Source organism: Pedosphaera parvula Ellin514 (assembly GCF_000172555.1).
Taxonomy (GTDB): domain Bacteria; phylum Verrucomicrobiota; class Verrucomicrobiia; order Limisphaerales; family Pedosphaeraceae; genus Pedosphaera.
The window spans coordinates 123,607-136,020 of record NZ_ABOX02000005.1 but is presented as its reverse complement, the minus strand read 5'-3'; the positions used below and the strand labels follow the sequence as shown (position 1 = coordinate 136,020).

10 protein-coding genes are annotated in these 12,414 nt (G+C 51.3%); 2 read left to right on the top strand and 8 right to left on the bottom strand.

Annotation, left to right across the window (positions count from 1 at the left end; genetic code table 11):
• Position 1: 1 nt before the first annotated feature.
• The 6 genes from CFLAV_RS05645 to CFLAV_RS05620 all read right to left on the bottom strand — a co-directional run bounded on the left by CFLAV_RS05645 (position 2) and on the right by CFLAV_RS05620 (position 8,658).
• Positions 2-1,528: an ATP-binding protein gene (locus CFLAV_RS05645; RefSeq protein ID WP_007413688.1), complete on the bottom strand. Its 1,527-nt coding sequence runs from the start codon at positions 1,526-1,528 to the stop codon at positions 2-4.
• A gap of 125 nt (positions 1,529-1,653) precedes the next feature.
• Positions 1,654-2,754, bottom strand: a complete 1,101-nt coding sequence (locus CFLAV_RS05640; RefSeq protein ID WP_007413687.1) for a sugar kinase — start codon at positions 2,752-2,754, stop codon at positions 1,654-1,656.
• Between the two features lie 164 nt (positions 2,755-2,918).
• The gene (locus CFLAV_RS05635) at positions 2,919-4,277 is read right to left on the bottom strand and encodes an ABC transporter permease (protein WP_007413686.1); all 1,359 of its coding nucleotides are present in this window, start codon (positions 4,275-4,277) and stop codon (positions 2,919-2,921) included.
• The gene (locus CFLAV_RS05630) at positions 4,274-5,026 is read right to left on the bottom strand and encodes an ABC transporter ATP-binding protein (protein WP_007413685.1); all 753 of its coding nucleotides are present in this window, start codon (positions 5,024-5,026) and stop codon (positions 4,274-4,276) included. Before CFLAV_RS05630 ends, CFLAV_RS05635 begins: the two co-directional genes overlap by 4 nt.
• 22 nt (positions 5,027-5,048) lie before the next feature.
• Positions 5,049-6,971, bottom strand: coding sequence for an efflux RND transporter periplasmic adaptor subunit (locus tag CFLAV_RS05625; protein ID WP_007413684.1), 1,923 nt, complete (start codon positions 6,969-6,971; stop codon positions 5,049-5,051).
• On the bottom strand, positions 6,958-8,658 hold the full coding sequence (locus CFLAV_RS05620; RefSeq protein WP_007413683.1) for a TolC family protein: 1,701 nt from the start codon (positions 8,656-8,658) through the stop codon (positions 6,958-6,960). Before CFLAV_RS05620 ends, CFLAV_RS05625 begins: the two co-directional genes overlap by 14 nt.
• A 367-nt stretch (positions 8,659-9,025) precedes the next feature.
• On the opposite strand from CFLAV_RS05620, the gene CFLAV_RS05615 reads away from it, so the two are divergent.
• Together CFLAV_RS05615 and CFLAV_RS05610 are read left to right on the top strand one after the other, a co-directional pair.
• On the top strand, positions 9,026-9,613 hold the full coding sequence (locus CFLAV_RS05615; RefSeq protein WP_150107288.1) for a hypothetical protein: 588 nt from the start codon (positions 9,026-9,028) through the stop codon (positions 9,611-9,613).
• 196 nt (positions 9,614-9,809) lie between these two features.
• Positions 9,810-10,268 (top strand): hypothetical protein, encoded by a 459-nt coding sequence (locus CFLAV_RS05610; RefSeq protein WP_150107287.1) that lies wholly within the window; start codon positions 9,810-9,812, stop codon positions 10,266-10,268.
• A 228-nt stretch (positions 10,269-10,496) separates the two neighbouring features.
• On the opposite strand, the gene CFLAV_RS31890 is transcribed toward CFLAV_RS05610, so the two are convergent.
• Together CFLAV_RS31890 and CFLAV_RS05600 are read right to left on the bottom strand one after the other, a co-directional pair.
• Positions 10,497-11,120 (bottom strand): class I SAM-dependent methyltransferase, encoded by a 624-nt coding sequence (locus CFLAV_RS31890; protein WP_237712368.1) that lies wholly within the window; start codon positions 11,118-11,120, stop codon positions 10,497-10,499.
• A gap of 861 nt (positions 11,121-11,981) precedes the next feature.
• The gene (locus tag CFLAV_RS05600) at positions 11,982-12,398 is read right to left on the bottom strand and encodes a hypothetical protein (protein WP_007413679.1); all 417 of its coding nucleotides are present in this window, start codon (positions 12,396-12,398) and stop codon (positions 11,982-11,984) included.
• Between the last annotated feature and the right edge of the window lie 16 nt (positions 12,399-12,414).

Sequence of the window (12,414 nt, the reverse complement as noted above, 5' to 3'; positions counted from 1 at the left end):
ATTACTGCGTAGGCTGACTTGCCTCGGCTGGAGTTATCTTTTCCTTTTCTTGAACTGGCGCCACCTTGGCCGTAAAGATTCGCCAAAGCCACCCGAACCAATTGGAACGCAACCGTTGATTTTCCAGAGGCATCAGGAATTCAATGCGCGAACCATTTCCGGGCCGACTGACCACCCGGTATTCCCCACCCAATTCCTTCATTCGCTGTCCCATGTTCGTCAGACCATTTCGTTCGAGGTTGGCCTCGGCAGGTTCAAAACCGACCCCGTTATCTTCCACAATCACTCTGAGCATCATACCATCGCGATGGACTCTCAAAAACAGCTCGGTCGCCTGTGAATGCTTGGCTGCGTTGTTCAAGGCCTCCTTCACGGCCAACAGCAGGTTCCTGCGTACCGGCAAATCAAAGGTAATGCTGGGTAAATCCGGTTCGATATCCAGGCGGCAACGAATATTGCTGGAACGCAGGAAAAGCTGCGCATACTTGCAAACGTACGTAACGAAGTCCTTCAAGGTATCGCGCCGGGAGTTCACCACCCACACGATCTCGTCAATGGCACCCAGCACTCCTCTCGCCCTTTCACAAATCTGGTCAATTTGTGCCAGCGTCTCCGGTTCAGTTCTGCGCTCGCTCTGTGCCACCTCACCTAACAATACCAACTCTGTCAGCCTTGCCCCCAGGTCGTCGTGGATATCCCGTGCAATACGGTTGCGTTCCAGTTGCAAAAGTTTTTGTTCCTTGCTTTGCAAAGCCACCTTGGCCATCAACCTTAAACAGATGACCATCGCCATCCCGCATAAGGACAGTATCACCACCTGAAACCAGGTGGATCCCCAAAAATGCAGCGTCAATGGCTGAATAGGCGGCACGATCACCGTGCTCACCGGTGTCTTCCACCAGGGCGGGTCGCCTACCACACCCACAACTATGGCTGGATACCAACGGGACAAAGGATGTTCTTTGCTCCGCCAACCTTCCCCCTCGTCCGGCACCACATACCAGCTACGGTCTGAAGCCACTTCCAGCACCCGGCCATCAGTCAGTTGCATTCGGAGGCCGAGAATTAACCCGGCCTTCTGCCCTTCATTGAAAGCCTCAATTGCCAGCACATGTTTGCCCGGTGGCAAAACATAGCTGAGGTCGTATGTGCTCAACCATTTCCAATCAATGCCATGGCCAACCTTCCTACCATCCAGGAAAACGTCGTAGCCATTGTCCGCAGTGATACGCATTTCTGCTCGCACTACGGGATTATCCCGCGGAACCTCAAACACTCGCCAGAAACGGCAGGTTTGCTTATCCTGCGTTTCCTTGTCCCAAATCCAGGAACCAACCGCATTGGTTGCATCCAACACCGAATGCAACGGCGCCGGAATACTGTTAATCACTGAATACTGGGTGTCATTCGGAACGGGAGTTTGACCGCCTGCCCGCAATATTCCTAAAAGCAGCACTCCACACATGGCACCTGTTAGGAAGCCAAAACCTTTCCCGGCAGGAACACAGTTTTTTGGGTTGCGCCACATGACACTGGTGATATTACAACGAGCGTATCACCGAAGGCAGCCATCGCCAATCACCTTGTTGGGGGATGCTAAAAACCCCGCTACAAGCGGGGTTCGTTTAAACTGCGGATAAATCTGAGGGTTGTCTATCGCTGAACTCGGGCACCGCCGCCCTTCATGAGCTTCTCAACTTCATCCTTGGAAGCCATGGAAGTGTCACCCGGCGTGGTCATGGCCAGGGCACCGTGGGCTGCCCCGTAATTCACCGCCTTCTGTGCGTCTCCCGTGGTCATCAACCCATAGACCAGACCGCTGGCAAAGCTATCTCCACCGCCAACCCGGTCCAAAATTTCAAGGTCCGGATATTGCCGCGACTCATAAAACTTTCCATCCATCCAGCAAATCGCCGCCCAATCGTTGATCGTCGCGGTCTTGGCTGCACGCAGTGTTGTGGCGACGACCTTGAAATTGGGATAAGCCTTAACCGCTGTTTCGATCATCTTTTGGAATGCCGTGACATCGATGTGCAGCAGGTGTTCATCTGCTCCCTCCACTTGGAATCCCAGGCTGGCGGTGAAATCTTCCTCGTTCCCAATCATTACATCCACGTATTTGGCGATTTCCTTGTTTACTTCCTGCGCACGTTTTTGGCCGCCAATCGATTTCCAAAGTGAAGGCCGATAGTTCAGATCATAGGAAACCACTGTGCCATATTGCTTCGCCTTTTGAACCGCCTCAATGACCAGCTTGGGGGTGGTATCGGAGAGCGCCGCAAAAATGCCTCCGGTGTGCAGCCAACGAACGCCGAGCTTGCCGAAAATATAATCCCAATCGAAATCGCCAGGCTTCAGCTGGCTGGCAGCAGTATTGCCGCGATCTGGAATTCCCACCGCTCCCCGCGCGCCAAACCCGCGCTCCGTAAAATTCAAACCGTTGCGAACCGTCCGGCCCACCCCATCATAAGGGACCCACTTGATGAATTCGGTATCGACTCCACCCTGCAAAACAAAGTCTTCAATCAACCGCCCAATGTCATTGTCGGCAAACGCGGTGCAAACCGCAGTCTTGAAACCAAAGCAGCGCCGCAGACCACGGGCAACGTTGTATTCGCCACCACCCTCCCATGCTTTGAATTCCCGGGCGGTGCGTACGCGGCCTTCGCCGGGATCAAGGCGTATCATGATCTCGCCCAGGGCAAGCATGTCATATTTGCAGGAACCGGCTGGTTTAACATTTAGAGTTGGCATGCGCTATTAATTCAAGTTGTACCTATATGCTTCTGAAGTCCATGGATGTTTCCTCGCGATTGGATTTTAAATCAAGCCAAATTCTTTTTGAGCGAAATCGGCTCAAAACGCGGCGCACAGAGATGATTCACCCTTTCGCTCCTCATCGTAACGAAAAACCAGTGTTATTCGTGCCTGAGCGCTTCCACGGGATCCATGCTGGCGGCCCGAATCGCTGGATACAGTCCAAAAATAATCCCCACCAATCCCGAGATGGAAAACGCAAGCACCGGTGACCAAAAGGTTACAATCGTTGCCATGCCGGCAAAATAACTGACTGCGAAGGGAATCAGAATTCCCAGCAGCACTCCCATCACACCACCAGCCCCGGAAAGGATGATCGTTTCGACCAGGAATTGAATAACAATATCCCGCCTTTTGGCTCCCAATGCCCGTCGTATCCCAATCTCCCGGGTGCGCTCGGTCACACTGGCCAGCATGATGTTCATGATGCCAATCCCTCCCACCAAAAGCGAAATCGCGGCAATGGAACCAAGCACAATGTTGAAAATCTGTTTGGTGCGTTCTGCGCGCTTCAGAAGTTCAAGGGGCACCACCATTTCGTAATCTTTCTTTTTGTGATTGCGTTCCATCAAGTCCTTGATCGCCAGGGAAACGTTTATCACTTCATCGGGCTTGCCTACTTTCACGGTAACCTCATGCAATTGCACCCGCTCGGCCGCAAAACTGCCCTGCCGGCGCTTCATCAAAACCTCACCGTATCGGGTCTTGGCGGTTTCAAGGGGAATGAACATCCGCTCCAAAGTCGGACCTTGGGTGGCTCCTGTGACCTCATCTCCTTTGGCCGCCTTGGACTGCGGTTCCATTACCCCAATAACCCGATAATAAGCATTTCCCACCCGCACGTCCGAACCGACCGCTTGCTGCAATGGAAACAACTGCGAAACCATCTCCGAACTGATCACACAGACGTTTGCCTTCTCATCCATTTCTCTTTCCGTGAAGAAGCGTCCTTGGGCCACCTGATGATTTCGCATGGTCGGATACCACGGAACCGTTCCCAGTATCTCACAATCGGTCTGGCGACTGATATTCCAGACATATTCGCGCATGATTCTCCCCGGCACCACCACGGTCACGCCGGGAATGGTATCTTTGATCGCCTTTATGTCCGTATAGGTGAGGCCATACTGTAAGATGTAGCTTTGTCGGTTGTTCTCGGAGACCTTCCGCTCCTCCGAAGGTTTCAGACTCTTTAAAATAATGTTCTGACTCCCCAGATTCTTGATTTGCTCCTGGGCTTCGTGGCTGGCTCCCTCGCCAATGGCCAACATCGCAATGACGGAACAAACGCCAAATACAATTCCCAACGCGGTCAGCAGTGACCGCAATCGATGCAACCAAAGGCTCTTCACGCCCAGGCGGATGATGCGTTTCATCCGCGCAGCTTTCATGCCGCGCAGAAAGCGTACGAAATCTACAAACTCAGCAGCATTCTTTGTGCTTTTGGAAGGGGAACTCATGCCTTGGAAACCTTCACGTCGCTTTCCACCTGCCCATCGCGCAACCGGATTGCCCGATCCGCCCGGTGAGCCACATCATCGTCATGCGTCACCAGGATCAAGGTCTTGCCCTGCTGATGCAGGTCGTCAAAAACTCTCAGGATTTCTGTGCCTGAGTTGGAATCGAGATTTCCCGTCGGTTCGTCTGCGAGGATTACCAATGGATCATTCACCAGAGATCTCGCGATGGCCACACGTTGCTGCTGTCCACCGGACAACTCAAAGGGTTTGTGCCATAAGCGCTTTTCCAGGCCTACCAGTTGCGCCAGGCGGATTGCTATCTCCCGCGACTCCTCCTCCGGCCTGTCCTGGTAATAAAGCGGCACTTCGATGTTTTCCACCACCGAAAGCTGCGGGATAAGATTATAAGATTGAAAAATAAATCCCAATTTCGCTCCCCGTACGCCAGAAAGATCGTCATCTGGCATCTGGGAAACATCTTCCTCGCCCAGCAGATAACGCCCGGAAGTGGGCCGATCCAGGCAACCCAATAAATTCAGCATCGTGGATTTCCCGCATCCCGATGGCCCCATAATGCTGATATACTCCCCCTGCTTGATATCCAGCGTAACTCCGCGCAACGCTTCCACCAGTACGGGCCCCATCTGATAAGTTTTGCGTACGTCCTCGAAACGCACGATGGATTTACGCGTCGCAATCGTGTTTCGCTTGGCAGCGGCGAGTGTTGAAGTTACGATTTCCTGGGACATTTTTTCGCCCTCGGGTTCAAGGCTATGCTTTTTTCTTTTCAGTCGTCGCGGCCGGCGCGGACTTCTTATCAACCGCTGGTTCTTCAGCCTTCTTTTCCTTGTCGCCGCTGCCTTCCGGGCTCCTGAGACAAACCTTCTCTCCTTCAGCAATGCCTTTCTTGATCTCAATGAATTCATCGTTGAAATCGCCGACCTCCACTTCCCGCCGTTCCTGCCGGCTTCCCTTGGCAACGTAACAAAACTGTTTGGTTCCTTCCGTAATCACAGCCTGCAATGGAACAGAGACTACGTCGTCCAAGGAACTAATCAGGATTTCCACTTTGGAACTCATCCCCGGTTTGATCCAATCCTGAACTTCACTGATCGTTATGGTGGTAAGATAAACTTTCATGTCCGGATTCATCCACATGTTCTGCGAATCGGGCAGTACGGCCACCTTGCTGATTTCCCCCATCAACTTTTTGTCAGGAAACGCTTCCACCGTGATCCGCGCCTTCTGTCCTTTCTTGATTTTCTTGATGTAGGTCTCATGGATGCGCACCTTGACCGCCATCTTGGTCATGTCAGGAATCGTGATGATGGGTTGTTGCTCTCTCACCAGCGCCCCTTCCCGCACCTGCTCTTCACCCCCGTAATAATATGCATTCATGTTGCCACCGCCATAAACCACCAACCCCGGTTTCTGGGCTTTGATCGTGCACTTTCCCATTTGCCCGAGCAGGTCGCTCCGTTGATGCAATTCCAATTTGTAACGGCCTTCGGCGGACCTCAACTTGGCCTCGGCCTGTGCCAGCTTGGATATCGCTCCTTTGCGTGTGCGGTCCAATTCCCGCACGGCTTCCACATATTTGGAGAGCGCCTCCTCGCAGGTCTTGGGAAACTCATACTTGATAAATAAATTTCGCGCCGTATCGGCGGTTTGAACCTTGAGCCGGCAGTTTTCATACTTGAACTCATCCCCCTCCAACTCGGTCTTGGTGACGAATCCTTTGCCAAAAAGTCGTTGGGTCCCTTCCAACTGTGTCTTGGCCTGCGACATTTCCTTTTGCGCCACCTGGAGGTCATCCTCATTCTTGCGGATCTTCTGCTTCATCTCGCCATCGCCCAACGCCTCCTCCTTCGCATACTTCGTAAAATCGATGGCAATTGATTTTGGCTGCATCAATGAGGGATCACTGTTCACCAGCTTGATTATAGCCTCTGCTTCCTCCACCGGGTCCGGTGCCTGGGATTCCTTTTTCTCTCCTGTCACGGCTTTTTCCGTCGCATCCTCCTTCTTGATTGCCACTTTTTTCACTTCAGTTTCGGCAGCCTCGGTTCCCTTTGCGGCTCCACCGCCCAGAGCCAGCTTCTTGTTATCCTCCACCTCGGAAGCCACGCGCACAGCCACGTTGGTTTCAAGCAACTCCTCGGGTAAACCTAGACGAATGATAATTGTCTTCGTTGTCTCCGCCCCCATGGCCTTGTCGAAATCCATGCGGGCAAATCTGGCCTTTTGTATGGCTGCATTCAAATCGCTGAGATTCTGATTGACCTGGATTTCATAGGCCTGCTTCGCATCCGTCAGCGAAGCAAGATTGGATTCATAATTGATATCCTCCGTCGTGATTTGCTTCTCAATCTCAGAGGAATCAAGCTGTACCAGAACCTTGTTGGTCTTCACGTCCTCCTCGGATACCAGGTAACCTTCCTCGACTATCTTCAAAATCTTCACCCCTTGATAACCTCTTACCTCGCACTTCACCGCCTGGGATTCCAAGGCTTCTATGCTGCCGCCCTGCAGTACATTAATTTCCAACTTGCCCCTTTTGGCCGTGAATGTAATGCCCGCAGCCGTGTGCTTCCCCCTGCCGAAGACGAAAAATAGAATGACAACCACCAGCAGTGCCGCGGCGATTTTTCTCCAGCGTGGCTGGCCTGAAATAAATTTCCTAATCGATTGCACGATTTACCTCCTCGAATTGACCATTGTCCTTGATATAAAGAATCCCCAGATTATTCCAGAACTGCAACCGCGCAATGGTATGGCCAACCAGCGCGGCGGTAAGGGCGTTCTTGGCAGCGACCAAATCGTTTTGGGCCGAGACCGTTGCTTCGGCCGTGCCCCGCCCTAATTCAGAGAGCAGGGTCTGTTCCTCCACGCGCCGCTCGCCCAGTTTCACCGCAATTTCGTTGATCTCGTAGTTGCGTTTGGCCTGATCCAGGCTGCGCAAACCATCGCGCACCTCCAGTTTTATTTCATCGGTCGTCTGCTCCAGGTTGCCTTGGGCTACTCTGACATCAATCAAGGCGGCCCGGTAGACATTCCGTTCCGCTTTCCTCTCCAGGGGCAGATCCACATTTAACCCGGCAGTCCAGTGGTATCGATTTGGCTCGGGGGCCGGAAAGAAACCACTGGTGTTCGGCTTGCTATCAAGCCCGGCATTGGCCACCAGATCCACCTGCGGTTTCAAACCATTGGCAGCGAGTTTGACGCGCCGCTCGCTGTCCTCCACTTTGTCCCGCACATTGTAGAGATCAAGCCGGGTGGTCAACGCCACCTTCAGAGCCTCCTCCGATGAGATGTCAGGGTGAAGGATTTTCAGGTCCTCCAACTCCTTGTCATCCAGAATGACATTCAAATCCGTGGACAAGCCAAGTTGTATTTTGAAACTGTCCAAAGCCTGTTTATACGTGCGAATGGCGCTGATCCAGGTGCTTTGGTTCGATAACTCCTGCTGCTCGAGTCGCGCCAACTCCGCCTGTTTGGTTCGGCCCTCGGTCGCCAGCGCACGGGTTCTCTCCGCACTCTTCTTGAAACTTTGATAGCCGAGATAGCTGTTCCGTACGGTATCGCGATTTTGCAGGACTCCATAATACGCCGTCGCGATCTGGACGCTGAAAGTTCTGCGATAACGGCTGAAATCACGAATGGCGTACAAAAGGTTGCGCTCCGAATCCGTAAGGTTTTCTATCGCCACAGTGTATCCTGCACCCCGCCAGAGTGGTTGAACAAAGTTGGCGGCCACTTGTGAAGAAGTGAAGGTTTGGGGACTGCCACTCAGGTATCGCAGGAAATCGGTCGTAATGGCGGCGGAAAGCCGTCCGCCGGTTTTTAAAAGCCAATCAAATCCCGTGCTGCCATTACCAGCCACCCGCTTCTGTTCCACGAGATTATCACTTACGGCTGTCGTTGGCAGGTGGGTGATCGGATCCACGATTACAGCAACGGCTTCCTCGGTTTCCACCGAGTAGGCGGCACTCCCCTTTCCGAAGAAAATGGGATCATACTCATGTCTGGCCAGAGTCAGCGATAACGCCTGCAAATACAACTGTTCCTTGGTCCTCTGATAAACCCGGCTGCTGTGCACTGCCACCTCCAAGGCCGCATCCAGAGAAAGAATCCGCGCCTCTCGCTCGGATTCCGCATCGCTGCCCAACGTTTCATCTACATTCGTGGACACGGGCAACTCCAACGAGAAGATGTTGGTATCCTCAATCGTGAAATGGCGATCCATGTTCGGAATCGTCGCCCCCTTTTCCCGGATCACGGCATAAGTTTCCTTATCAGCCGATTTTTTGTAATAAGAAGTCGTGCACCCTTCATAAAATAGAAGGGAACAGCTCAAAAGAATTACAACAATTCTTCGCATTCCTTTTAGGGTCACCCGATTTTTCCACTATCTGACTGTGCTGCCTTCTGAAAAGCAACCTTAGACTGAGAACATCATCCTAATAACTCCGCCATGGTCGAAAAGTTGCCGAAAAAAGGCGTTATCCTCGGGAACAACACTCCTTGCAGGCAAAGTAAACGACCGCCAATCGCGGATCACTAATACAGGCTTCGTGAACATAGACATGCTCTTTTCTTTTCCGTTCAAACGAGATTTGAGCCTCCTTCGCGCTCCTCCTACGCTTAGTGCTCGACGGGGCAAAGCCGCATGTTTAGGATCAGATGTGCGCCGAACAGGGTGAGTGGCAAGGCGCTAATATGGCTTATATATGCAAACAGTCCGCATCATGAAAAAGTTACTCCTGCTACTCGTCGTGACCGCACTTTCCTTCCCAGCCCTGGCTGCGGATAAAACCACTCTTCCAAAGATTCAAGTGGCCAAGGATGGCTTTCCCACCGGCCAGGAATCTCCTGAAGGCGCGGCTTGTGATATTGCCCGTGCTTATATTCTTAGCGACAGTCAACTTTTCCTGAAAACCTGCGCTATCCCCTATGGCACCGGGAAGGTCCGCAAGGCTTACGCAGATTATTTGCTGGAAACGGTGACCCGCCTGAAGAGCGAAGCATCGCAAAAGAGTTCTGCGCAGATGCCCCTGACCATCGGCAAGGTTTACGTCGCGCGGCATCTCAGCGATAAAGGTGTGGTTCCCTATGCTCGCCAAAAGTTCGAATTTCAGGACGTCATGTTTGTAGATGTAGTCGTGATCAGCAATACAGGCAAAAAGGCACTCACCCGCACACTCGTCCTCAAATCAAAAGAGGGTAAATGGTGTGCCCAACCTGACAATGATGCCTCAGGCCTGCCCGGAGCAAACCCGGCACGCGAGCAGGCTTCACAACACGATTTTCAGGAAGTGTATCAGATCCAGAAATGAAGCGCTGGAAATCGGAGATTCCCAGTGAAAACGTCAACTCCACAACGGAATAGAGCCACTTTTCTTCAAATCTAACTCCATGTTCAAGCGCAGCTTACTTGAACTCTCAGTCATTCCGCTTTAAGTTCCCTAAATTCGTCGGACTGGTAGCGGACGAATCCAACAACTGAAAGGACTCAAAGCGGAACTTATGGGGATGGCGATTAAATGTGTTCTGGAAAGGGAAAACCTGAACACACCTTACATGGAAGGCAAGTCGCTGCTGGCTGCCTATTGCGGCGAAGGCCTGGATGGCTATCCCGAGGAGGCTCAAACTGCTGACAACATTATCCTGGTCAATTTTAGCGATGGCCACCCCATGCCCAATGGCACCCGCGGTTCAGGAGACGCCCTGCTTTCGTCCCTGGATGAATTTCTTTGTCACGGTCCGGCCCTCCGCTGGCACGAAGCCGGCAAAGGCCTGGGAGCAGTCAGGGACATTCTCGGAAAAATCCGCGACGGCGGGGTGATGGTGAGTGTTCCGTCTGATCTGGGTCACTGCTGCGACCAGCGGGAATTTAACACCGCCGTAATTTTCGATCTCGAGCAACTGGAACTCATCTTGGAATTTGCCCAAAAACGGCGAACCAAATTCTGCCTCACCTTCGAAGTTTAAACCGACAAGACCATCATCCGCCTGTTTTCCGGCTTGGGACCAGCGATCCAGACTAGTTTCAGTATTTCATGCCGCTGGTAATTTGATCCAGGGTGCCATAGCCATACGCCTAGCTGGTATAAATAATTAGGGCCGAGCCGTTCAGGATCGGACCAGCCGTCTCTGCTCGGGAACGAAAACCCTGGCAAGTTATTCACGCCTTCCCAACGGCGCACGCCGGGTGAAATGCTAATGGGCGACGCCTTTTCTGACCAAAACCGCATCTTGATTCTGACCAATTCCTTGCTTTCGAATGCAGACCACCTCAAAATATTCCGCCCATACACGCTTAATGTAATCGTGTGTGTGAAAACTTGTTTGATAAAAGTCTGGCAACCCATCCGTTGAATCGCGGACGGAATAGTAGAATCCTCGTTTCATCAATTCTCCATGAGCAGTTTCACCATAGGCAGGCTTCTTGAGTTCATCGAAGTGATTCTCACCATGTGTGGTGAAGAGGCCATATCCGCCCGGCTGGATGATTCTGGAAAGCTCCTTTAGCCACGCGTGTTGCATGTCCTCGGGTAGGTGTGTGAAAATACTAATGCCAAAGACAAAGTCGAATGTCCCATCCGCATATTTGGTGGGGGGCATGAAACCATTTGCGTCCAGATCGTTGAATGAGGTGTAATTTTCCTTCAACCAGCGAATAGCCTCTTCGTCAATATCAGTGCCGCTGATTTTCTTGGGGGCTATCCGGTAACTCATGGGAATCATGAAACGCCCGCAACCGCATCCAAAATCAAGAATGTTTTTGAACCGGAAAAAGCTTTCTCCATGACTTTTCAGTAAATCCTCGATGTCATGAAACATGCGTTCACCATGGTTGAAAAATTCCGGGTAGTATGACCCGGCCACCCTGAATTGAAGGTGTTTTGGCGGGATGGGTGGCAATCCGTCTTTAATGCTAAGAAGCGAGATGAATTGCTTTAACTGAGTGTCGGTATCGGTAGTCCGTTCCTCAAGCGCCTTCAACCTGGGTAAAATTTTACGAATTGCTCTGATTAATCTTATGGGTCTTATTGCCATGCGGAACGTCCTTGCTGAATTTATTTTTCTTTCTGCTGTGAAAGTGGTGGTGAGCTAATCGTCTATTCGAATGCGATCCAACCTATTTCGTCGGGCATCGATTTGGATGCAATCTTCGCTTTGTCGCTCTGCCGCTCAATCCCGGATATTCTTGAGATTTTTGGTTGACTCATGGAGACCGAGGGAACTCACGTAAGAACCTTTCATACAGAAAGATATATCGGAAGACGCATAGCCTTTCATCACAATAATTTTAACCAAGTTCTGACAATGAATCAGACGATGATTCGGGTGTCAACGTAAAATCCAAAAGGGGCCACCCATTAGGATCGCTTCAATTGAAGCGGGTCCGGAATCAAAATTGAAATGACGGGGTTCGAGTTGGTACTTAAGAAAACCAGCTCCTCGGCAGTAGCAAAAAACCCAAAAGAAAAATAATTGGGAACGATACCTTTTTATCTCTTGACCCAATGCCCTAATGGGTGACCCCTTCAAGGGGCGCCACTTTTGCTCGATAAACATTGGGTTTTGTAAATAATAAGCCGGACCCAGCCACAGTTTTCAAAAACCTAATTTGGACACTAGTGAATTATTAATAGGTGTCTCCTCTTTCTAGGCACTTGGTGCACTGGTAGCGTGTAAAGTTCAAAGATTATTTTCTCTGCGGTCAGCCAATGCTCTGCGCAAATCTGGTGTCGATCCATCTAGAATTCTTGCCCATGCAAATCCCCAATCCGAGAGTGTTTGGGAGAACTGCTGCAAAAAATCAGCTGAAAAATAGGAATTCGTGACCCACCAGCGGTATCTATCCCATCCTTCGGTAAGGATAATAGTGGCTGACTGCATTTGTTTGATTCCTATTACTCCAAGTCCGCTTTTTCTGCATTCCAAATTAATGCTTTGCAAGGCATCGAGGATTTCCTCGTTGATAGCTTGCAGCTTTTCCCCCGAAGCCATTCCCGAGACTTCGGACTCCATGAGGAAATTTGTAAATGAGTCTTCTGTTGTTCCGGTCGAATGACGTTCAATTACATCAAAAGCGCTTTGCAGATTCATGTTCATGGGACGAATGCTCGTC